This window comes from Shewanella sp. Isolate7, from assembly GCF_022398425.1.
Taxonomy (GTDB): domain Bacteria; phylum Pseudomonadota; class Gammaproteobacteria; order Enterobacterales; family Shewanellaceae; genus Shewanella.
In genome coordinates, this window is the sequence record NZ_JAKEVJ010000022.1 from 1 (window position 1) to 21688 (window position 21688).

20 protein-coding genes and 1 pseudogene are annotated in these 21688 nt (G+C 54.7%); 9 read left to right on the forward strand and 12 right to left on the reverse strand.

Annotated elements, in window-relative coordinates; translation table 11 throughout:
* From L1D47_RS07190 to L1D47_RS07220, 7 genes and pseudogenes are all read right to left on the reverse strand, one after another.
* Positions 1–204 (reverse strand): annotated as a pseudogene (locus tag L1D47_RS07190) (IS5/IS1182 family transposase); the annotation flags it as partial.
* Between the two features lie 809 nt (positions 205–1013).
* The gene (ruvB, locus tag L1D47_RS07195) at positions 1014–2027 is read right to left on the reverse strand and encodes a Holliday junction branch migration DNA helicase RuvB (RefSeq protein ID WP_041511166.1); all 1014 of its coding nucleotides are present in this window, start codon (positions 2025–2027) and stop codon (positions 1014–1016) included.
* 19 nt (positions 2028–2046) lie between these two features.
* Positions 2047–2664, reverse strand: a complete 618-nt coding sequence (gene ruvA, locus L1D47_RS07200) for a Holliday junction branch migration protein RuvA (protein ID WP_041511165.1) — start codon at positions 2662–2664, stop codon at positions 2047–2049.
* A complete protein-coding gene (ruvC, locus tag L1D47_RS07205) occupies positions 2661–3182 on the reverse strand; it encodes a crossover junction endodeoxyribonuclease RuvC (protein WP_239883565.1) in 522 nt (173 codons plus the stop codon). The genes ruvA and ruvC overlap by 4 nt, the downstream gene beginning before the upstream one ends.
* A 7-nt stretch (positions 3183–3189) precedes the next feature.
* The gene (locus L1D47_RS07210; protein ID WP_239883566.1) at positions 3190–3936 is read right to left on the reverse strand and encodes a YebC/PmpR family DNA-binding transcriptional regulator; all 747 of its coding nucleotides are present in this window, start codon (positions 3934–3936) and stop codon (positions 3190–3192) included.
* 70 nt (positions 3937–4006) lie between these two features.
* Positions 4007–5785 carry an aspartate--tRNA ligase gene (aspS, locus tag L1D47_RS07215; protein ID WP_239883567.1) on the reverse strand — a complete coding sequence of 593 codons (1779 nt, stop codon included), beginning with the start codon at positions 5783–5785 and terminating at the stop codon, positions 4007–4009.
* Positions 5786–5954: 169 nt separating this feature from the next.
* Positions 5955–8810 carry a transporter substrate-binding domain-containing protein gene (locus L1D47_RS07220; protein ID WP_239883568.1) on the reverse strand — a complete coding sequence of 952 codons (2856 nt, stop codon included), beginning with the start codon at positions 8808–8810 and terminating at the stop codon, positions 5955–5957.
* 353 nt (positions 8811–9163) lie between these two features.
* Here L1D47_RS07220 and cmoA point away from each other — a divergent pair, with 353 nt between their 5' ends.
* Genes cmoA through L1D47_RS07260 form a run of 8 tightly spaced genes read left to right on the forward strand, consistent with a single transcriptional unit; the run spans position 9164 to position 17873 of the window.
* Entirely contained in the window at positions 9164–9895 is a 732-nt protein-coding gene (cmoA, locus tag L1D47_RS07225; RefSeq protein ID WP_239883576.1) for a carboxy-S-adenosyl-L-methionine synthase CmoA, read from the forward strand.
* Entirely contained in the window at positions 9892–10884 is a 993-nt protein-coding gene (cmoB, locus tag L1D47_RS07230; RefSeq protein WP_041511160.1) for a tRNA 5-methoxyuridine(34)/uridine 5-oxyacetic acid(34) synthase CmoB, read from the forward strand. Before cmoA ends, cmoB begins: the two co-directional genes overlap by 4 nt.
* A gap of 25 nt (positions 10885–10909) precedes the next feature.
* Positions 10910–11647, forward strand: a complete 738-nt coding sequence (locus L1D47_RS07235; RefSeq protein WP_239883578.1) for a RimK/LysX family protein — start codon at positions 10910–10912, stop codon at positions 11645–11647.
* A gap of 15 nt (positions 11648–11662) precedes the next feature.
* A complete protein-coding gene (locus L1D47_RS07240; RefSeq protein WP_239883580.1) occupies positions 11663–13168 on the forward strand; it encodes a UUP1 family membrane protein in 1506 nt (501 codons plus the stop codon).
* Between the two features lie 2 nt (positions 13169–13170).
* The gene (locus L1D47_RS07245; protein ID WP_239883582.1) at positions 13171–14127 is read left to right on the forward strand and encodes an alpha-L-glutamate ligase-like protein; all 957 of its coding nucleotides are present in this window, start codon (positions 13171–13173) and stop codon (positions 14125–14127) included.
* A complete protein-coding gene (locus L1D47_RS07250; protein ID WP_239883584.1) occupies positions 14090–15823 on the forward strand; it encodes a hypothetical protein in 1734 nt (577 codons plus the stop codon). Before L1D47_RS07245 ends, L1D47_RS07250 begins: the two co-directional genes overlap by 38 nt.
* A complete protein-coding gene (locus tag L1D47_RS07255; RefSeq protein ID WP_239883586.1) occupies positions 15798–16949 on the forward strand; it encodes a DUF3541 domain-containing protein in 1152 nt (383 codons plus the stop codon). The genes L1D47_RS07250 and L1D47_RS07255 overlap by 26 nt, the downstream gene beginning before the upstream one ends.
* A gap of 15 nt (positions 16950–16964) precedes the next feature.
* Positions 16965–17873: a LysR family transcriptional regulator gene (locus tag L1D47_RS07260; protein WP_239883588.1), complete on the forward strand. Its 909-nt coding sequence runs from the start codon at positions 16965–16967 to the stop codon at positions 17871–17873.
* On the opposite strand, the gene L1D47_RS07265 is transcribed toward L1D47_RS07260, so the two are convergent.
* Positions 17853–18947: a putative metalloprotease CJM1_0395 family protein gene (locus L1D47_RS07265; protein WP_239883589.1), complete on the reverse strand. Its 1095-nt coding sequence runs from the start codon at positions 18945–18947 to the stop codon at positions 17853–17855. The two genes, L1D47_RS07260 and L1D47_RS07265, sit on opposite strands and share 21 nt — an antisense overlap.
* On the opposite strand from L1D47_RS07265, the gene L1D47_RS07270 reads away from it, so the two are divergent.
* Positions 18904–19224 carry a hypothetical protein gene (locus L1D47_RS07270; RefSeq protein WP_239883590.1) on the forward strand — a complete coding sequence of 107 codons (321 nt, stop codon included), beginning with the start codon at positions 18904–18906 and terminating at the stop codon, positions 19222–19224. The genes L1D47_RS07265 and L1D47_RS07270 overlap by 44 nt on opposite strands.
* On the opposite strand, the gene L1D47_RS07275 is transcribed toward L1D47_RS07270, so the two are convergent.
* The 4 genes from L1D47_RS07275 to thiS all read right to left on the reverse strand — a co-directional run bounded on the left by L1D47_RS07275 (position 19195) and on the right by thiS (position 21674).
* Positions 19195–19464, reverse strand: coding sequence for a hypothetical protein (locus tag L1D47_RS07275; protein ID WP_041511152.1), 270 nt, complete (start codon positions 19462–19464; stop codon positions 19195–19197). The genes L1D47_RS07270 and L1D47_RS07275 overlap by 30 nt on opposite strands.
* A 102-nt stretch (positions 19465–19566) precedes the next feature.
* Entirely contained in the window at positions 19567–20685 is a 1119-nt protein-coding gene (gene thiH, locus L1D47_RS07280) for a 2-iminoacetate synthase ThiH (RefSeq protein WP_239883591.1), read from the reverse strand.
* A 4-nt stretch (positions 20686–20689) separates the two neighbouring features.
* A complete protein-coding gene (locus L1D47_RS07285) occupies positions 20690–21463 on the reverse strand; it encodes a thiazole synthase (protein ID WP_239883592.1) in 774 nt (257 codons plus the stop codon).
* A gap of 1 nt (position 21464) precedes the next feature.
* Positions 21465–21674, reverse strand: coding sequence for a sulfur carrier protein ThiS (gene thiS / locus L1D47_RS07290; protein ID WP_239883593.1), 210 nt, complete (start codon positions 21672–21674; stop codon positions 21465–21467).
* Positions 21675–21688 lie beyond the last annotated feature (14 nt).

The following is a 21688-nucleotide window of genomic DNA, read 5'->3' on the forward strand; positions in this document are numbered from 1 at the left end:
TTGCTGCATACAGTGAATGCGGAACATCGTTTCCAGTGGATAGGGTCGACGACCATTGCCCGATTTTGGATAAAAGGGCTCAATCACTTCCAGCAGTTGAGTCCATGGTAACAGGTTGTCCATCCGAGATAAGAAAATCTCTTTACGGGTCTGGCGGCGCTTGCTGGAAAACTCACTATCGGCAAAAGTTAACTGTTGGCTCATGGGCGGTAATGGCTGTGATTTACTATGTAGCTATGATCTCACATCTGGGACTTATTCGCATCTTCCCTAGGGAAGGTGCGAACAAGCTAAGGAAGGTGCGAATAAGTCCCGTGCTTGCTCTGCGTGTGCTTAAAGTGGATAGATGCTAGGCACAGTTTGCAGCGAATGGCCCTAGTCCTTCGCAAGAACTGTAACGCAGCAAATACCGCTGTAAGCCTCGCCCTGCGGGGCTTTGATAGCAACACCATTTCGGCGTTATTCAACTTCAGCAGGCCTCGGCATGCCCTCAGTTGAATGCCTTGAACTGTCGCTGCTATCAAAGCCAGAGCTGTNTGCTTGCTCTGCGTGTGCTTAAAGTGGATAGATGCTAGGCACAGTTTGCAGCGAATGGCCCTAGTCCTTCGCAAGAACTGTAACGCAGCAAATACCGCTGTAAGCCTCGCCCTGCGGGGCTTTGATAGCAACACCATTTCGGCGTTATTCAACTTCAGCAGGCCTCGGCATGCCCTCAGTTGAATGCCTTGAACTGTCGCTGCTATCAAAGCCAGAGCTGTGCGACGACTTGTTCGCACCTTCCCTAACGAACAAACAAGCGATGAAGCGGAAAGAAAAACACAAGCCAAAGACTCAAGCTCAAGCTCAAGATTGTCATTAAAGACTCAGGGCTAGCGCCTATAGATGCCTGCGACGAGTAGCAAATAAGGCATAAAAAAGCGCGGTCAATTGACCACGCTTGTCTACAATTTGCTAGCACTGGCAAGCCTCAGCTCAGATGAGAGGCTTAAGATGAATAACCTTTTTCTTAACAGCTACTCGGGCTGGATCAGGTTAAAGTGCTGATAGGCTCTGGCCGTCGCAATACGCCCTCTTGGGGTACGCTGAATAAAGCCTTGCTGGATCAGGAAGGGTTCGAGCACATCTTCGATGGTTTCGCGCTCCTCGCCGATGGCGGCTGCCAGGTTATCCAGGCCCACGGGGCCCCCCATAAACTTATCTATGATGGCGAGTAGCAACTTGCGGTCCATATAGTCGAAGCCTTCGACATCCACATCCAGCATATCCAAGGCACTCTCGGCAACCGTCTTATTGACTTCGCCGTCATGTTTCACCTCGGCGTAGTCCCTCACCCGTCTGAGCAGGCGGTTGGCGATACGCGGGGTGCCACGAGAACGCCTGGCCACTTCCACAGCCCCCTCTTGATCTATGGGCAACTCCAGCACCTTAGCCGAACGAGCAACGATACTGCTGAGATCTTTAACATTATAAAACTCGAGACGCAGCGGTATACCAAATCGGGCACGAAGTGGCGAGGTTAACGCCCCTGCACGGGTCGTTGCGCCGATCAGGGTAAAAGGCGGCAACTCTAACTTGATAGAGCGGGCGGCTGGCCCCTCACCTATCATGATATCCAGCTGATAGTCTTCCATCGCCGGATAGAGGATCTCCTCCACCACAGGGCTTAATCTGTGGATCTCATCGATAAAGAGTACATCTCCAGCCTCGAGGTTGGTCAGCAGCGCAGCCAGATCCCCGGCCTTTTCCAGCACAGGCCCTGAGGTGGACTTGATGTTAACACCCATCTCGTTGGCCACGATCATGGCCAGCGTCGTCTTACCCAGACCCGGCGGCCCGTAGATCAACATGTGATCTAAGGCTTCGCCTCGCTTCTGTGCCGCCTCGATAAACACCTTAAGCTGAGCCCTGGTATCGTCCTGGCCCGTGTATTCATCCAGCAGCTTAGGCCGCATGGCCCTATCTATCTGCTCGTCCCGTTCCTCGGTGCCCTGAGGCTGGGCGTGAACTAACCTATCGGCTTCAATCATCTATTTCTCACTCTGAGCGCTAGAGCATCGATTTCAGCGATGCCTTGATCAAGGTTTCTGAATCCATGCCCTCTTCGAAGACACTGGACACCGCCTTACTGGCCTGTGCCGGCTTATATCCTAACGCCAAAAGCGCCGAGATGGCATCTTCTTCGGCGGTGTTGACCACAGGCGCCGGGGTATAGTTTGACTGCAGCACAAACTCGCGCTCGTTACCGTGGGACGCTTCCATCAGGCTCTTAAGCTTGTCACGCATCTCAACCAGCAAGCGCTCGGCGGTCTTCTTGCCAACGCCCGGCAGCTTCACCAGAGTGGCGATGTCGTCGTGTTCGACGCACTTAACAAACTCGGCCGCCGTCATGCCTGAGAGTATGGTGAGCGCCAGCTTGGGGCCCACGCCATTGGTCTTGATAAGCAGCCTAAAGAGCGCCCTTTCCTGCTTGCTCATGAAACCATAAAGCAGCTGAGCATCTTCTCGCACCACGAAATGGGTGTAGATCACCGCTTCTTGGTTTAGCTCGGGCAGCTCGTAAAAACTGGTCAGCGGCATCTGTACCTCATAACCGACGCCAGCGGTTTCGATCAGCACCTCGGGCGCCTGTTTCTCAACCAGTAATCCCCTTAAACGACCTATCATCTATATCTTCCGTAAGTTCTCGCGCTCGCCTTACCGCCCATGGCGATCAGGCTCTGATATGTGTGGAAATGGCACAGGGCAACCCCCAAGGCATCGGCCGCATCGGCCTGTGGAGCAGCGGGCAGTTTCAGGATCTGTTGCACCATGTGCTGCACCTGGCTTTTCTGCGCCCGTCCCGTGCCGACCACGGCATTCTTGATCTGGGTCGCCGAATACTCGGCCACAGGCAGATCGGCATTGGTGGCGGCCACTATGGCGGCGCCGCGTGCCTGACCAAGTTTTAAGGCCGAATCGGCGTTTTTGGCCAGAAACACCCGCTCGATGGCAAATTCATCCGGCTGGTATTGGCGGATGATCTCGCTGATTCCATCGAATATCACCTTAAGACGGGAGGGCAGATCTTCCGATTGGGTGCGAATACAGCCGCTGCCCAGGTAGATCTGCTGCCGCCCCTGGCACTGGATCACACCATAACCTGTGATCCGCGAGCCGGGATCCACCCCCAAGATTATTGGCATCGCTTGCCTATTCGAGGCTGGCTAAGATCTCGTCAGAGATCTCGGCGTTATGATAGACCTCTTGCACATCGTCGTGATCTTCAAGGTTATCGATAAGGCGCAGGAATTTAGGCGCGGTGGCGGCGTCCAACTCGGCCTTTGTAGACGGCACCATGGTCACCTCGGCGTTGACCGCCTCTAGCCCCGTGGCGTCCAGCGCATCTTTCACGGCACCAAAGGCTTCTGGCGTGGTGTAGACATCGATAGAGGTATCATCATTGGTCACTACATCTTCGGCGCCGGCGTCGAGCGCCGCATCCATGATGGTGTCTTCATCGCTGCCTTCGGCGTAAGAGATCACGCCACGCTTCTCAAACAGATAGGCCACAGAGCCATCTGTACCCAGGTTGCCACCCGACTTACTAAAGGCGTTACGCACGCCTGAAACGGTGCGGTTACGGTTATCAGTCATGGTTTCGACCATCACTGCGGTGCCACCTGGACCATAGCCTTCATACATGATGGTTTCCAACACCTGACCGTCGAGTTCGCCGGCACCGCGCTTGATGGCACGTTCGACCGTATCACGAGTCATGTTGTTTGACAGCGCCTTATCGATTGCCGCCCTGAGTCTCGGGTTCGAATCGGGATCCGAGCCGCCTTCTCTGGCCGCTACCGTAAGCTCGCGAATGAATTTGGTGAAGAGTTTACCGCGTTTAGCGTCTTGTGCCGCCTTGCGGTGCTTGATGTTGGCCCATTTACTGTGACCGGCCATAGGGACTCCTTATTCGAGTTTGCCTCGAAAAAGCCGAGCAAGATGCTCGGCTTATTGGTTCAATCTTGATTTATTCCTGCTCTTTCTTCGCTTCGACTACGCTCACCCCAAGCTCTTCGAGCTGTACTGGGTTAGCGAAACCTGGTGCGTTGGTGAGCGGACAGGCTGCCGTGGTGGTCTTAGGGAATGCCATCACGTCACGAATCGAACTCGCACCTGTCATCAGCATCACCATACGGTCGAGACCGAACGCTAGGCCTGCGTGTGGAGGTGTGCCGTACTTGAGGGCTTCAAGCAGGAAGCCAAACTTCTCTTGCGCTTCCTCGTCGTCGATTCCCAGGATTCTAAATACGGCAGACTGCATCTCACCGTCATAGATACGTACCGATCCACCGCCCAGTTCACAGCCGTTTAGCACCATGTCATAGGCGTCAGAGATGGCCGCCGTAGGATCGGCTTCCAGCTCGGCCGGTGTGATACCACTTGGCGCGGTAAACGGATGGTGCATGGCATGTAGGCCGCCATCGGATGTGCGCTCAAACATTGGGAAGTCAACCACCCATAGTGGCTTCCAGTCACCTTGGAGCAGGTCGAAATCTTCGCCCACCTTCAGACGCAGCGCGCCCATGGCTTCTGCCACGATATTCGCCTTGTCGGCGCCAAACAGGATAAGGTCGCCGTTGGCCGCATTGGTACGATCCAAGATGCCCTTAACCACCTCTTCGCTGAGGAACTTAAGTACTGGCGACTGAATGCCTTCCAGCCCTTTCTCCAGCTCGTTTACCTTCATCCATGCTAACCCTTTGGCGCCATAGATGTTGACGTACTTGCCATACTCGTCGAGCTGTTTGCGCGACAGAGTGGCGCCGCCCGGTACACACAGCACGGCAACACGACCTTCGCTGTCGTTGGCAGGCTCCTGGAATACCTTGAAGTCGACATCTTTAACCAGGTCTGCCACATCCACCAGTTCCAGCGGGTTACGCAGGTCCGGCTTATCTGAGCCGTAACGACGCATCGCCTCGGCGAAGGTCATCTTAGGGAACTCGCCGAGGTCGACATTCAGCAGCTCTTTAAACAGGCCACGTACCATCTCTTCGGTCTTATCCATCACCTCGGCAGAGGTCATGAATGAGGTTTCGATATCGATCTGGGTAAATTCTGGCTGACGGTCGGCGCGTAAGTCTTCGTCGCGGAAACACTTGACGATTTGATAGTAACGGTCGAAACCTGACATCATCAGCAGCTGCTTAAACAGCTGTGGTGACTGCGGCAGCGCGAAGAACTGGCCCTTATAAGTACGGCTTGGCACTAAATAGTCACGTGCACCTTCTGGCGTCGCCTTGGTCAGGATAGGCGTCTCGATATCGAGGAAACCGTTACCGTCGAGGAAACGACGCACGGCGCTGGTCACCTTAGAGCGGAAGATGATGCGCTCGGCCATCTCTGGGCGACGCAGATCCAGGTAGCGATACTTAAGACGCTGCTCTTCGGTGTTGTGTTGATTTTTGTCCATGTTGATCGGCAGTGCCGGTGCACTGTTGAGAATGGTCAGCGCCTTACCCAGCACCTCAATCTCACCTGTGCGCATCTGATCGTTGATCTGGCTATCAGGACGTGCGCGCACCAGGCCTTTGACCTGTACACAGAACTCGCTGCGCAGTGTGCTGGCGACATCGAATACCTCTGGCAGATCAGGATCATATACTACCTGAATCACGCCTTCACGGTCGCGCAAATCCAGAAAAACCACGCCACCGAGATCGCGACTGCGGTTTACCCAACCTACGAGAGTAACTTCTTCCCCAACATGAGACCGATTAACGTCTCCACAATAATGACTGCGCATCTAACACTTTCCTTTCATCCGTCAAGGCCGTGCTTGAGGATATTCAATACATGACAAAAGCGGCATTATAGTGAAATATTGCCGATTTCAAAACAACTTCATCCGCTTAAAATGAAGTAAACCTTTGGGTTGGATAAATATCCATCAAATCCTGAACTGGGGTCACAGATCAGGCACTTTGGTAACAGCGCCCACCCTGTTTCACTGCCCGCGACATCAACTTGTCGGCGGTCTTGAGTAACTCGACGACAGTGTCGCCATCATTCGGGAACATGGCCACCCCTATGCTGACCGATAGTGCCACATCCAGGCCGTTGATGGCAAAGGGCGCACTAAAGCCGCCCACTATGCCATCGGCCACCTGACACACGGTATCGAGATCTTTACTGCGATTGAGCACCATCACAAATTCGTTGCCACCAAAGCGTGCCAGAGTATCTGACTTACGCACCGCCGACTTGAGTCGCTGCGCCCCCTCGGCCAGCACCTTGTCGCCCACCTGATGACCAAAGGTCTGATTGATTTGGCGCATATTATCGAAGCTGATAAAAAGCACCGCAAAGGGCTGCATCTCCCGCCTGTGCAGCAGCACCGACTGCTGAAGCCGGTCATCGAGTAGGCTACGATTAGGCAGGCCGGTAAGCGTATCGAACTGCCCGGCCCGGGTCAGCTCATGGGCCAGCTCTTTGGCGGCCGCAAGGTGGCTACGCTGGGCGCGCCAGATAAGATAAACGAACAGCACAAAACTCACCAGCGCCAGGAGATAGAAGGCGCTCCGATAGTTGAGCATCGCCTTCCAGCTGCTGACTTCCTCCTTGACCCAGTGCTGGTAGATGGCCTCTTGACGCTCAGGAGTCAGCTGAGCGATGGCCTGATCCCACAGGGGCACCAATTCCTTGTACTTGGGATTTAGCGCAAAATGGCTCTGCTGCTGGGAGAAATCCGCCAACACAGACATCTTGAGCGCCTTATAATCTGACTCCTTGAGCACCATGGCCATGTTGATCACCTTCTCGATGAAGGCGTCGGCCTTGCCCTGGGCCACTGCATCCACACCCGCGCGGCTGTTGGGTACGATCACCAGCTCGATGCCCAGCGCCTTATTCATCAGGTTGGCAATCAGATGGTAGCCCTCGACGATAGCCAGGCGCTTGCCGCTCATCTGACTCAGGTTAAACACAGTCACCTGGCTTAGGTTGGTCACTAAGCCCCAAGGCGATGGCCAATAGGGGCTGGTAAAGACCATTTCCAGTTCACGCTCCGGAGTATGGGCGACACTGCCAACGATATCTATCTCGCCCTGTTTAAGCGCATCAAGCAGGCTGCTCCAGCGCTCGAACGGCACGCCCTCGAGTGTCAGGCCAAGTTGATCGGCAACCCAGTGGCTGATCTCGCTGTTGATCCCCATAAACTCGCCAGATGGCCCCTGAAACTCCATGGGCGCCCAGGCGTCAAGGTAGCCCACCTTAAGTGTACCCAGGCCGTCTAAATAGCGCCGCTGGGTTTCTGTAATGGAGAGCGGATTAAGCAGCGACTGTACGCTCCTGTCGTCTCTGTCCAATATCCACTTATTCTCTATGCTGGCCAGCTCTGCGTTGCTGATCAGACGAAAGCCTGCTGCGATGCGCTGAGCCAGTCCCTTATCCTCGTTGCGAGTCAAAGCATAGATATCTGTCGTAAAGGCGAGAGCACGGAACTGATGAAAGTCGGACCAGGACTCGGCTCTCAGCAAATAGTGTTGGGTCCAGGCAGATGATGCCACGAAGGCGGCGATATGGCCTTGCTGTGCGGCCTGAATCATCTGAGTCACATCGGTATAGAGCTTAAGCTCCGAGTTCGGCAGCGCCTGCTTGAGCTTATCCAGATAAGGCGCAGTGGGCACGGCGCCGACGCGTTTTCCCTTTAGCTCATCTAAGCTGTTGATGGCTTTGCCATAACTGAAGAGACGGCTCTTCACCTGATAGGTGCGCCAGGCTCGGGTCAGGTTGGACTTCATGGTGTCGCTTTCGGGGTAACCCACATGGATATCGGCGCGGTGAAACCTGAGGTCATCCAAACCATCTTCCATGGACGCCGGGCGGAACTCCACCTCTATCCCCGTCTTCTTAGACCACAGCTTCCAGATATCGATATAGAGACCGTGTGGCTCTCCATCGCCCCCGGTATCGACAAAGGGCTGAATACCGGTGGTGGTGGCTATCACTAGGGTGTTGGCATCATGGCTAAAGCCGAGCCAGCGCTTGTCGATTTCGGCGCGGCTGGTTTGACTCAGGCTATCGAAGCCGCGGTTGATCTCTGTGATAAGGTCCAGCCGCCCCTTGCTGACCGCAGGCACCAGTGCCGTCTTCTTGATCAGCAGACGATTATCCAATGGGAACTCTTCCAGGACGGCGCGGCTAACGGCGTTATCCTTTAGGTAGCCTTCCATGCCGGCAAACACGTCGACCTCACCAGCCACCACGGCGCGAAGCAGTTCGGCGCGGCTATTATAGTAACGGTAGCTCAGCCCATTCACCTGATGATTGAGTATCGATTCGTGTGAGGAGCCCGCCACGACGCCGATACGATAGGGCTGGAGATCGGTAAAATTTTTCTTGCCTTTAAGTGTATTACGCACATAGAGATAGGTACTGACATAGGCGATGGGCGCGGCAAAATCAAAATCCCGATCCCGCTCCTTGGTGATCCCAAGGCCGATATGGATGTCGGCATCTCCCAGGGCGAGCTGTTTAAGCGAGTCCTGCCAGTGACGGGCGACGAAGACCACAGGCACCTGAGTCTGCGACGACCATTCGCGCCAAAGATCCACCAATACGCCTTTAGCGTCACCGTTTTCATCGACAAACTGATAAGGATAACTGTCCTCCCCCATCACCAGCACCAGTGGAGCCTGACGCTCGTCGGCGGCCAGATGCCAACTGGAAAGTAGGGTGAGCACTATGACTAAGGGGACGAAGGCCATGCGCGCCAGAGCGCCGCGAACCTTAATAAAAAAAGCCGATGCCAAAAGATGTAGTGGTGTCAAAGATCTATCCCGGTCTCTATTATCATTGTATTAGCGCTAACCTAACACGCCTCGATGTTTTAACCATTACTATTGGGCTGTCTAAACCTAAAAACGATTCAAAACATTCACCTATAACCTGGCCTGCATATTGGCCATATTAAAAAGGCGTTTTATAAGGCAGCTTCATATTACAAGCCGGCTACAAAAATAACCTTGGCACCTTCGCTTAAATCACAAAGTCACCGCGCTGTAAAATATATGTTGTTATTAGGATATTAGACAGAATTTTATGCCTAATTACCAGTACTAGACTTGCTGCGAACTGTTATCATTAGCTAGAATGGAATATTGAATTTACTCAAAAAACTCTGATGAACTCGAATCAAGATACAATTTACGCCCAAGCCTGTGAACATATCAGTGACTTTCAATTCGACGATAGAGTCGCAGGTGTCTTTAGCGATATGATACGTCGCTCTGTCCCCGGATATGGACAGATCATCAACACCCTAGGCGATTTCGCCGATAAATGTGTCACCCCCAACAGCAAGATATACGATTTAGGCTGTTCGCTTGGCGCCGCCACCTTGAGCGTGCGTCGCCGTATCGAAGGCAGAGGCTGCGAGATCATCGCCGTCGATAATAGCGAGTCGATGATAGAGCGCTGCAAACAGAACCTCAGTGCCTATGTGAGCGAGACTCCCGTCGATCTGATCTGTGCCGATATTCGCGACATAGAGATCCAGGACGCCTCCATGGTCATCCTCAACTTCACCATGCAGTTCCTGGCGCCCGAAGACAGACAAACCCTGATCGCCAAGATCTATCAGGGACTCAAACCCGGCGGCATTCTCGTCTTGTCAGAGAAGCTCGTCTTCGAAGATGAGCCGGTGCAGCATCTACTGGACGAATTACATCTCGACTTTAAACGTGCCAACGGCTACAGCGAGCTTGAGATCAGCCAGAAGCGCAGCTCGCTGGAACATGTCATGAAGCCAGACACCCTGCCCCAGCATCAGCAACGCCTTGAGGCTCAAGGTTTTAGTCATTTTAGTGTCTGGTTCCAATGTTTTAATTTCGCATCTATGGTGGCCATCAAGTGATCAGCTTCAGCTCCTTTTATCAGCAAATCGCCGACTCCAATCTTCAACATTGGTTAGAAGAACTCCCGGCGATCCTCGGCCAATGGCAACGTGAACATAAGCACGGCAATCTGCCCAAATGGGAAAAGGTACTCAATAAACTCCATTACCCTGCACCAGACAGAATCGATTTCACCACTAAGGTAGAGGTGGGCAGCGGTGAGCAGCTCACCAAGGGCCAACAGGAAAAACTCAAGAACCTGCTGAAACTCTTCTGCCCCTGGCGCAAGGGTCCCTTCGATCTTCATGGCATTCATATCGACACCGAATGGCGTTCAGACTGGAAATGGGAGCGGGTTCAGCCCCACATCTCGCCACTGAAGAATCGAACCGTGCTCGACGTCGGTTGCGGTAGCGGTTATCACATGTGGCGTATGCTGGGTGACGGCGCAAAACGTGTCGTCGGTATCGACCCTTCACCGCTATTTCTGTGTCAATTTGAGGCGGTAAAGCGCCTGGCGGGTAACGAACACCCGGTACATCTATTACCCCTTGGCATAGAGCAACTGCCGCCGCTGGATGCCTTCGACACAGTATTCTCCATGGGCGTGCTCTATCACAGACGCTCGCCTATCGATCACCTGCTGCAACTGAGGGATCAACTCAGGACCGGCGGCGAACTGGTTCTCGAGACATTGGTCGTCGATGGCGATGAAAACACAGTGCTGGTGCCAGGAGAGCGTTACGGTAAGATGAACAATGTCTGGTTCCTGCCGTCGGCCAAGGCCCTCGAGGCCTGGCTCAAGAAGGCAGATTTTGTCGATGTCCGCTGCGTCGATATTGATGTCACCTCATTGGCAGAACAGCGCAGCACAGATTGGATGCCTAATGAATCGTTAGTCGATTATCTGGATCCTAACGATGTCAGTCTGACGGTTGAGGGCTATCCGGCACCCAAACGCGCCACTTTTATTGCCGTGAAGAATCAACCCAACAAAGATTTGGTTTAAACGAAAATAGTAAACGGGAAGCACTATGTTAAAACAGATGACCACTCTCGCCCTGGTAACCAGCCTTGCAGGCTGCGCGGCAACTCAAGCGCCTGAGCAGCCCGCCCCGGTCGACATCGACACCTTTAATGCAAGCCTGAGTGAGCAAAAGAGCGAACTAGTCACCTTAATCAGCGCCAACCAAAGCGAGCAGCAGGACGCGCTGACTTCCCTTTCGACCCAGCTGGAACAGCTGTCAAAGCAGGTGGCCGCCGTTAAGACCCAGCCCGAGAAGCAGGTGGTACAGGTTCCGGTGCAGTGCGACCCATCGCCCATCGGCGACAAGTTTATTCTGGGCGCGGTAGAACATGTCTATGTCGATGAGATCAAGGCAGGCTTCGAGACACGTATCGATACCGGTGCAGAGTCCTCATCGCTTGATGCTCACAACATCATATTGTTCGAGCGCAATGGTAAGCAGTGGGTACGCTTCGACGTCTTCACCCAAGGTGCCGACAAGCCATCGCAGACCTTCGAATCTAAAGTTGAGCGCTTCGTTCGCATCAAGCAGGATGCCGATGAGAAGAATGACAGACGCCCTGTGATCCATGCCCATCTGCAGATTGGCAATTACAAGGCGGAAACCGACCTTAACCTAGTGGATCGTAGCCATCTCGATTATCAGCTGCTGCTGGGACGTAAGTTTATGCAAGACATAGCAGTTGTTGATGTGGGTCAGAGTTTTGTGCACGGTAAGAAAAATCCGTCAAAAACAGCAAAATAATAGGATGTAGACTCGATGCACTCTAAAAAACCTTTTTATATCTTAGTCGCCCTGCTGTTTATCGCAGGCATAGCCGCCAGTGTCTATCGCGGTATCGAACATAATGTGCCCTTCCTTCCGGGCGAACAGGTACAGAGCTGGGCGGTAGATGCCAAGGTCAGTTTTCAGGGCACCGGCGAACCCGCCGAGGTCACCTTCTCGCTGCCTAACGATCCAGCCTTCGAGATCCTAGCGGAAAACGCCACCTCGCCAGGCTACGGCATGTCGGTTACTCAGGCCGACAGCGGCCGCCAGGTCACCTGGTCGACCCGAGAGGCGATAGGTCAGCAAGATCTCTACTACAAGGTCACCTTAGTGCCGACCGGCAAGAATGAGATCCCAGCCGAACAAGCGCCCGAGACACCCCAGGCCTACAACTGGTCTGCCACAGAGAAGGCCGCCGCCGAACAGGTGATGAGCGAGATCTGGTCACGCAGCGCGACCAACCTCTCGTTTGCCCAGCAGCTCAACAAGAGCTTCAACGCCACCGAGCGCAGCCAGAATCTGGAATTGCTTCTCACCAGCAATTCGCGTCCCGATCTCTTCATCCGCATGCTTAACAGCAAGGGGATCCCGGCCAAGAAGGTCAGCGGGCTCTTTTTAGAAGATCAGCGTCGCCGTCAGCAACTGTCCAACTATGTGGAGGTCTACCACCAGGGGCAATGGATCATCTTTAACCCCAACGATGGTACTCAGGGACGTCCAGATAACCTGCTTATCTGGGACAGAACCGCAAAATCGACATTGGATGTCGTTGGCGGTGTCAACTCTCAGGTGAACTTCTCCATGTTACAAGACACCCGCTCGGCGCTGGCGACCTCTATCGACATGCTGAAGAACAAGGATGCCCTGGACTTCTCCCTCTACCAGTTGCCGCTGGAAGAGCAGAGCCTGTTTAAAGGCATCTTGCTGATCCCTATCGGCGTGCTGATGGTGGTGTTCCTCAGGGTCATCATAGGCATCAAGACCTCGGGAACCTTCATGCCAGTGCTGATCGCCCTGGCCTTTATTCAGACCACCCTGCTGACCGGCCTTATCGGCTTCCTGTTGATCGTCGCCTTCGGTTTGATGATCCGCTCCTATTTGTCGGATCTTAACCTGCTGCTTATTTCGCGGATCTCGGCGGTGATCATTGTGGTGATAGGCATCATAGGCCTGTTCACCCTGCTCTCTTACAAGTTTGGCCTCAGCGAAGGACTCACCATCACCTTCTTCCCAATGATCATCCTGGCATGGACCATCGAGCGTATGTCCATCCTCTGGGAGGAGGAAGGCGCCAAAGAGGTGATGGTACAGGGCGGTGGTAGCCTGTTCGTCGCTACCTTAGCCTACCTGGCCATGAGCGCAACCTGGGTACAACACTGGGTATTTAACTTCCTGGGGATCCATCTGGTGATACTGGCAACCGTACTGCTGATGGGCCAATACACAGGTTATAAGTTATTGGAACTTAGACGCTTTAGACCTTTAGCGGGAGAGTAACCATGCTATTTGCAAAACCGCTAAGGCTAAGGGATAACGGCGTGCTTGGCATGAACAAGCGTAATATCGACTACATAGGTCGGTATAACCAACGCAAGTTTTACAAGCGCGTGGACGATAAGCTAACCACCAAGCAGTTGGCACTGGCAAACGACATCGCCGTGCCTGCGCTCATCGGTACCGTCTGCCAGCAACATGAGATCATGCATATCCCCGAGATGGTCAACAACCGCGACGGCTTCGTGATCAAACCCTCACAGGGCTCTGGCGGTAAAGGGATCTTGGTGATCACTAAGGTAGAGAATGGCCATTATTTTAAGCCTAATGGCCACGAGGTCACGCCCAGCGAGATCGACCGCCACATCTCTAACATACTCAGTGGCCTCTTCTCTCTCGGCGGTAAGCCAGATGTGGCCATCGTCGAGGGGCTCATCGAGTTCGATCCCGTTTTCGACGGCTACTCCTTCGAGGGGGTGCCCGATATTCGCCTGATCGTCTTTAAGGGCTTTCCCGTCATGGGGATGCTGAGGCTATCGACGGCCGCATCCGATGGTAAGGCCAACCTGCACCAGGGTGCAGTGGGCGTCGGCCTGGATATCGCCACCGGCAGAGGCCTGCATGCGGTACAGTTTGACCGCCCCCTAGACCTGCACCCGGATACCGACAAGAAACTCACCGAGATCCAGGTGCCTCACTGGGATACCCTTTTGCATACGGCCTCCAAGGCCTATGAGATGAGTGAACTGGGATATCTGGGCACAGACATGGTGCTGGACCAAAAGCTGGGGCCCTTGCTGCTTGAGCTGAATGCGCGCCCGGGTCTTGCAATTCAAATAGCCAATGCCCAGGGCTTGCTGCCGCGACTTAAGCATGTCGAGCAGATGAAAAACCAATCAATGTCAGTGGAAGAGCGCGTCGCCTATGCTAAAACGCATTTTAGCAGTCTCCCTGGCGCTTAACTACAGCGTGGCGGCCCAGGCCGCCTCTCCTATCACACTGCTGAGCAAGCAGTGCATCGACTACCAGGTATCCCTGTCCCAGGCTCAGACCAGCGACTCTCCACAAGACGCCAGCGTGAGGCTCGAGCGCGAGTTGCTAGGCCTGTTTAATCTCAAAGACAGCGTGCACTTCTATCGTCACTATCCATTGAATGCCGAGGATAAAGAGGCCTTATTGCAGTGTCAGCTACACCTCGCCGATGAGTTTGAGCGCCTAGCCAAAGACCCTTGGCTCAAAACGCAGAGCCGACAATGGGCACGCAGCCAAGTGTCAGATCTCCGCCAACTCGGCCGGCGGCTTACGCAGCAGATAGCCGAGCAGATTGACCAGGTGCAAAAGGCGAAGATCCATACCGCTCAGGCAAGCATCGCCCATGGACTAAGACAGAAAGATCTGTCACTCATCATAGGTGAGAGTCGGTGTCGCCTAGACGATGAAGCCAAATCCGACGAAACTAAATCCAACGAAGCTAAATCCGACGAAACTAAATCCAAAAAGGCTAAATCCAAAGAGCCTCAGGCGCAGGCCTTCGATAACTCAATCGCCAGCTATCTGATCCATCAGCCAGATGAGACCTGTAAGCGCCAGGTATGGCAGGCCTACCAAACCCGGGCCAAGCAGAAAAACCAGGCCGCCATGTCCCTCATCCTCGAGACAAAACAGGCGATAGCAGAGGAGCATGATGCGCTCGACTATGCCAGCTGGGCACTCAGCCATCAGCAACTTGCGAGCCCGGAGCAGGTCAAACAATATCTAGATAGTCAAACCCAGATAGCACCTGCCCCCTGGCGCTTGGGCGCTGTGCTTGCAGACCTTGCCAAAGTCGAGGTTCGGCCCCTATCGGGTCGACAGCTGCTGAGAGATATTCAGGGAGAGCTTGAGCCATTTGGCTTGCAGTTTGAGACCATCAACGCCGACATGCTGCGTCTGTGGCACCAGGGGCGTTTACTGGGGGATATCTTTCTCAGCCAGGCGGCGACTCATCGAGGGGGGAAAACCCAGTTGAGTCCCCTTAGACAAAGCGTAGTGGGTCAGCAGTTTGGCCAGCTCACCCTCACGCTGCCAGATGAGCTCGATGACTATCGTGGTCAAGAGCAGCTGATCATCGCCGCCGCCGATATGGTCTCTCGCCTGCTCGCTGGCGGGCGTTACTATCTCAACAACACCTTAGGCGATGACCAGGCAATCGCCAGCCTCTGGCTGAGTCATTACCTGTCGAAGCGGCTGCTTCCCCAGTTGCCAAGAGATAGCCGCGAGGCCCGGCTCAAGGCCTTTGCATCCCAGCTCAAGGTGTTTCGCAGCAAGCTAGCCTTGTGGGCATATCAGGCACCCGAACATCGCCTCTATCGCGACCTAAATCAGGAATTTGCCCTGAGTTTCGGCGAGCCTTGGCCTGAAGCCGATGATGCCCTGTTTAGCTTTACCGGCGCCGTCACTCAGGGCCCCCTCTACTATCTCTCTCTGTGGCACCAGAGCCTGGCAGAGCAGATCCTGAGCGACACTCACCTGAAAGACAAGGCCGTGTTCGAACTCCTCCTCATCAACGAGCAACAACTGTCTCTCGATGAGCAACTCAATTTGATTTTTGGCTGTGCACAGTCAGTCGCCACCATCCAAGAAAGGAGCCAACATGTTCAACTTAAGCCCGTACACTAGACTCATCGGGGCTCTCGCGCTCACATCAAGCCTGCTGCTACCCAGCCTAGGAGCGTCGGCAGAGACAGCCACTTCGCTGGATGCACAAGGGATCAAGCAGGCGATTCAACAAAACCTTGAAGACCATCTCTATCAACTCCCTCCTAGAGTGCAGGGGCACTATGGTATCCGCCTCTATCGCATGACGGGAGATGATAAGTATGCCAATGCCGCTTTAGTCGACCTATACGCCGTTACCGAGTCTCAGGCGTTTTATGCCTGTCGGCTGGACCAGCCTGGCTTTATAGAGAATGAGGCTCAGGCGGCCATCGATGTATTGGGTAAGGGCCCCAGAGCCAAGGCACGTAAGAAGGCGCTCGCCCCCTTCCCTGAGTTTCTCTTCTACACCGACGTACTACTGAGGTTCTCCAGCCGCATCAACGAGTTTGGCCTGCAAGGGCCCTGTCACGACAAGTTGGTCAAGGCCCTAAAGGCGACCGACCTTAAACGCGGACTCACCGACAAGGCGATGATCGAAGCCTGGGCCGCGCAGCTCGTCAACTATGTCTACTGGGCCAAACAGCTCGGTGTGGGCGACTATGTGCAGGAGTACAAGGCGGGTTTCAATCGCGTCTATCCCCAGAGCCGCGACCCTAAGCTCGACAAGAAGCAGTTTCGCAATAAGATCTACGGCATGACCCACTTTATCTTTGCCGCCAGCGAGTATTATCAGCATCCGGTCGATAGCAAGGAATTTGCCTGGATCTTGGATTATTTCGAGGCCAACATAGACAGGATCCTGCGCGATGCCACCGACGATATCATCGCCGAAGTCGGCATAAGCTTCCACCTGGCAGGCATGTCGGACAATCCGGTAGTGAAGAAGACCCAGGCCCACATCATGGCGGCCTTCGATCCTAAGGTGCAGACCATCCCTTCACCCCGAGGTAATCCCGATCTTGCCCTGGGCGAACATCGCAACGTATTAGCCATGATGCTGCTGGACTGGCCCAAGACACTGCATCAGGGCCCCTATTTCCATCGACTCAAGGCGACCAAGAAGTATCTGCCTAAGTTGGTGAGCATCAAAACCGACGGCGATGGCGCAAAAGCCGAGAAAACCAAGTCTCAGGGCGTTAAACATTAGGAGTCTAGGATCAGCATGAGTCAGGCTAAATCGACCTTCGAGCAATGGCGTATTCTACAGGCCGTCGTCGACTATGGTGGCTACGCCCAGGCGGCAGAAAAGCTTAATAAGAGCCAGTCATCTCTCAACCATGCGGTGGCCAAGCTTCAAACCCAGTTAGGGGTTGCCCTGCTGGAAGTGAGAGGCCGCAAGGCTTATCTCACCGAGAGCGGCGAGGTACTGCTTAGACGTTCGCGTCACATCACCCGCTCGGTGAGCGAGCTAGAGCAGTTAGCCAGCAACCTGGAAAAGGGCTGGGAGCCGAGTCTGTTGATCTCCAGGGAAATAATCTATCCCATGGAACACCTCATCGACGCCCTGGCCGAGTTCGAACCTCTGGGACGCGGCACCCGCATCACAGTCTTAGACTCAGTGATCAGCGGCAGCGCCGAACTGGTGGAGTCGGAAACCGTGGATCTCGCCATCATAGGCGGCACGCCGCCGAAAGGCCACCTGGCTCAGCCATTGTGCAACGTGGATTTTCAACTGGTCTGCCACCCTTCTCATCCTCTGGCAAGCATGGCGATGCCCCTGGACGATCAAACTCTGGCGGAGCAGTTGCAAATAGTGATCAAAGATACGGGTCAGATCGCCCGCGGTGAACTGGGTTGGCTCAAGGCCGACCGGCGCTGGACGGTAGCCAATTTTCATGAGGCCTTAGTCGTGTTGGCCAAGGGCCTGGGATTTTGCTGGATCCCCAGCCATCTGGTGTGCGACGCCATCAAGGAAGGTCGCCTGGCCCGCTTGACCCTGAGGGGGTCGACTCATCGCCAGGTGCCCCTGAGCTTGGTTATTCCCAATCGCGACAAGCAAGGGCCCGCCTCACAACTGCTGGAACAGTTGATCCTTAAAAATCATTCGGTGTTAGAGGGTGAAAGTGAATGATGAAGATTGAGATTCGCCCGATTGATAACGCATCGACAGGGCTTCAGAGGTAAAGACAAGGCCGTCGGATGCAAGGATATGACGGCTTATCCTTTCTATCGATTGCGACGGTGAGATATCATCATCGAGCGGCGACGGTGAGTCGACTCTCGCGCCTGAGATCTTGCCCTCATTATCCGCACTACCACTCACCCTTGGGGTTACAGCTTCGGGCAACTGGCGCTGCTGCTCGCTCTTACCAGCATCGATAAGTGGCTGCGTCTGCTGTGGGGAAATGGCACTTTCCTGGCGCGCCTTTGCCAGTTCCGCCTTCGCCGAATTCATCTTACGCAGGGCTTCGCTCGCCACCCGAATATCGGCCATCGAAGGTGTCACTGGCGCCATCGCCGCCGCATAGACCTGTTTCATCTTATTCAGGGTCGCTAACGGATCGCCGGGAATGGAGGAGATATCGATCGACACCTCACCATCTACCGCATAACGCCTGCCATCGCTACCCTGTTCATACTTAAAGCTTGGACTGCGAGCAAAGGTGCCGCCGACGCTGGCATGGGCCTGCTCGTGGGCTCTGACCTCGGCGTCCCGCCGCGAAAGTTCTTTCAGCTCAGCCTCCTGACGGGCAAGCTCGGAATCTTGCCCAGAACTAGGCTCTTGCCCTAGGCCATTCTCTCGCCCCGCGGTATCTTGCTGCTCATCGGCAAAGGGATTGTACGCCTCATCAGATGTTTCATCCGCTCGGCCAAAAATATCGACTCGGGGCTTTTCCCCATCAACTGCGCTGGCACCATTAGTGTCACGCCCTTCTCTACCTGGACCTCTAGCGGGATCAGCGCTTGGCAAGCCATTACCCATACGTGAATCTGTAGCTTGCGCTCCTATGCCACTTGCTCCCGAAAATACACTTTGGTGGGAGCCTATACCGCCATCACCGAGTCCAGGGCTGGAGACTTGATTAAGCAACCCATCAATCCCAAGTGGGCCACGGGCGAGACTGTACCCCCCCTGGCCGGATGAACTGCCTGAATTGGAAATGCTGGAAGTAACGCTGGAAGTGATAGGCGAAGGTGTCGGCAAAGAAGCTGCCGTGTTCGCCTTGAGGCTTGCGCTTGCCGCGCGATTAGCCGCAACTGGCGCCGAATTGACCGAACCGGACCTTGAGCCAGAAATTGCCCCTGAAATTGGGCCAGACTTTGAACCTGAAATAGAACCAGAGTTTGAGGCTGAAGAGGAAGCTAAAGCGGAACCTGGAGCAGAAGAAGACGGCAACGCGCTCAGGCGCATTGCCGTTAAGGATGGCGTAGTCATGGCGCCGGCCACGGACTTACACCTCGATATCTATCACTGTACCTAGGGTCTCGTTTGCGGCCTCTAACACTTCTACCGCGGCTTCCCCTTGGTTTTTAGATTCGATAGCCGAGACCAGGGCCTGGGTTTTATCTGTGGCGTTAACCGGATTAGCCGTCTCTGTACCACCGGCTTCGCTCGCCTGCTGCGGGCTGGGTTTAGCAACATCCACAGTGGCCTGCGTCAAGCCAGACTGGGCACTTTGCAAACCAGCAAGACCGGATGAAAAACTTGATGGAATTTCCATAATCTAGGGCCCTTTCTCATGAGTCATACTTACGGCTAATTATTAATCAAAACCCGGTCAAAGTACAGCCCGGCGGTGGGCCGGGCTATCTCCTTGAATTGGTTAGCTTGCCCCTATCCAACCAGCCTCCCAGTCCTTCCACACAGGGGTAAATCCTCGCCCGCGTAATACGCTGGCAACCTCAGATGCACTGCGCTCATCGCTGATCTCAAACTGATCCAGCTGAGCCGCCGGATTAACATAGCCACCGGGTTCGGTACGACTACCGGCACTCATCTGGGTGATGCCAAGTCCGAGGAGGTTATCTCTTAAGCTTGGGCTTTCCCGAGTGGACAGGCTGATCTCAAGCTGCTCATTGAACAGGCGAAAGGCGCAGATGAGCTGCACCAGGCCTCTGTCGGTTAACTGCACCTTAGGCGCGATCCCGCCGACACAGGGCCTGAGCCTGGGTAGCGAGATGCTGTAACGCGATCGCCAGAAGCGCCTTTCGAGATAATCCAGGTGATAGCCCATCAAGAGTGCGTCCATGCGCCAATCGTCGAGCCCTAATAGCACCCCAAGCCCTATCTTATCGACACCCGCCTCGGCAATCCGCTCCGGCGAGGCGAGCCGATAGCCATAATCCTGCTTGTTGCCCCTCAGGTGATGCTTACGATAGGTCTCTGGATCATAGGTTTCCTGATACAGCATCACGGCGTCCAGCCCCTTGTCGACCAAGATACGGTAGTGCTCGCCGCTCAGCGGCTGTACCTCCATGACCACATGGCTAAACTCCGCCTTCACCAGAGGTAAGACCTCGGAGAAATAGTCGATGCCGACCTTAGTCTCGTGCTCGCCGGATACCAGCAAGATGGAATCAAACCCCTGGGGCTTGATCACCGCCATCTCAGCCGCCAATTCATCGAGACTGAGTACCTTACGCTTGAGCTTGTTACTCATGGTAAAACCACAGTAGTCACACTCGTTGGCGCACAGATTAGAGAGATAGAGCGGCAGATACAGGCCGATGTTATGACCAAAGCGGCGCCGGGTTAAGGCGGCGGCTCGCTGTGCCATGGGTTCGAGATAGGCCTCGGCGGCTGGCGACAACAGCGCCAGAAGATGTCCTAAGTTGCCCTGCTCGCCCTCGATAGCCGCTTCAACCTCGGCAGCGGTGGTCGAATAGAGCGCCATGCGCAGGTTTTCGCGGGAAAGTCCGCTCAAGGTTTCCAAGAAGCTCATAGATCTACTCCGTTAAGAAGCCGGTAAGCGCCTGCTGGGGGCTGGTGCCCATCGCCCTTTGATGTACCTGGGCCAAGCCAGCCTCATAGGCCTTGCGACCCGTGGCGACGGCATCGGCAAAACAGAGCGCCATTTTGACCGGATCGCGACTGGCGGCAATGGCCGTATTAACCAGCACGGCACTCGCCCCCATCTCCATGACCGCCATCGCTTGAGAAGGAGAGCCGATGCCAGCATCCACCACAAACGGCACACTGGCCTGCTCTATGATGATCTTTAAAAAGGTCGCCGTCTCCAGGCCACGGTTTGAGCCTAAGGGGCTACCGAGTGGCATCACCGCCGCGCAGCCCACAGACTCCAGGTTACGACACAGCACAGGATCGGCATGCACATAGGGCAATACCGTAAAGCCGCGTTCACACAGCACCTTGGCGGCGTTAAAGGTCTCTATGGGATCCGGCATCAAATATTTGGGATCTGGATGGATCTCAAGCTTTATCCATGAAGTCCCCAGCACCTCACGAGCAAGCTCTGCGGCAAAAATAGCCTCCTTGGCATTACGCGCCCCCGAGGTATTGGGCAGCAGCTTGACGCCACTCTGGCGTATGGGCGCCAAGATGTCATCGAAGCCCGCCTTAAGATCGACTCGCTTCATCGCCAGGGTCACCAACTGGGAGCCACTAGCTGCCAAGGCTGCAAGCATCTGATCGGCACTAGCAAACTTACCCGTGCCGGTAAACAAGCGGGAAGAGAACTGACTATCACCTATCGTTAACATATTAACCTCCTGCCACTACGCCAAATATTTCAATGACATCATCGGCCTGACACTCAACCTCAGACCAGGTCGACTTGGGGACCACCTCGCCGCCACGCACCAGGGCGATGCTGTCCAGTGCGACCGCCTGAGCTTCTAGCATGGCTTCGAGACTCGTGCTGACGGGCACCTGAATTAGCTGTCCATTTAAACTTATGCTTATCTCATTCATCTTTTTCTCCTGAC

What these genes read in the sequence shown, in the direction of transcription:
- thiH (WP_239883591.1), bottom strand. Translation starts at nt 20,685, where the DNA reads ATGAGCTTCTTGGAAACCTTGAGCGGACTTTCCCGCGAAAACCTGCGC.
- cmoA (WP_239883576.1), top strand. Translation starts at nt 9,164, where the DNA reads ATGAACTCGAATCAAGATACAATTTACGCCCAAGCCTGTGAACATATC.
- ruvB (WP_041511166.1), bottom strand. Translation starts at nt 2,027, where the DNA reads ATGATTGAAGCCGATAGGTTAGTTCACGCCCAGCCTCAGGGCACCGAG.
- L1D47_RS07260 (WP_239883588.1), top strand. Translation starts at nt 16,965, where the DNA reads ATGAGTCAGGCTAAATCGACCTTCGAGCAATGGCGTATTCTACAGGCC.
- L1D47_RS07270 (WP_239883590.1), top strand. Translation starts at nt 18,904, where the DNA reads ATGCTGGAAGTAACGCTGGAAGTGATAGGCGAAGGTGTCGGCAAAGAA.
- L1D47_RS07235 (WP_239883578.1), top strand. Translation starts at nt 10,910, where the DNA reads ATGTTAAAACAGATGACCACTCTCGCCCTGGTAACCAGCCTTGCAGGC.
- L1D47_RS07285 (WP_239883592.1), bottom strand. Translation starts at nt 21,463, where the DNA reads ATGTTAACGATAGGTGATAGTCAGTTCTCTTCCCGCTTGTTTACCGGC.
- thiS (WP_239883593.1), bottom strand. Translation starts at nt 21,674, where the DNA reads ATGAATGAGATAAGCATAAGTTTAAATGGACAGCTAATTCAGGTGCCC.
- ruvA (WP_041511165.1), bottom strand. Translation starts at nt 2,664, where the DNA reads ATGATAGGTCGTTTAAGGGGATTACTGGTTGAGAAACAGGCGCCCGAG.
- L1D47_RS07250 (WP_239883584.1), top strand. Translation starts at nt 14,090, where the DNA reads ATGCTAAAACGCATTTTAGCAGTCTCCCTGGCGCTTAACTACAGCGTG.
- L1D47_RS07255 (WP_239883586.1), top strand. Translation starts at nt 15,798, where the DNA reads ATGTTCAACTTAAGCCCGTACACTAGACTCATCGGGGCTCTCGCGCTC.
- L1D47_RS07245 (WP_239883582.1), top strand. Translation starts at nt 13,171, where the DNA reads ATGCTATTTGCAAAACCGCTAAGGCTAAGGGATAACGGCGTGCTTGGC.
- L1D47_RS07210 (WP_239883566.1), bottom strand. Translation starts at nt 3,936, where the DNA reads ATGGCCGGTCACAGTAAATGGGCCAACATCAAGCACCGCAAGGCGGCA.
- aspS (WP_239883567.1), bottom strand. Translation starts at nt 5,785, where the DNA reads ATGCGCAGTCATTATTGTGGAGACGTTAATCGGTCTCATGTTGGGGAA.
- ruvC (WP_239883565.1), bottom strand. Translation starts at nt 3,182, where the DNA reads ATGCCAATAATCTTGGGGGTGGATCCCGGCTCGCGGATCACAGGTTAT.
- L1D47_RS07275 (WP_041511152.1), bottom strand. Translation starts at nt 19,464, where the DNA reads ATGGAAATTCCATCAAGTTTTTCATCCGGTCTTGCTGGTTTGCAAAGT.
- L1D47_RS07240 (WP_239883580.1), top strand. Translation starts at nt 11,663, where the DNA reads ATGCACTCTAAAAAACCTTTTTATATCTTAGTCGCCCTGCTGTTTATC.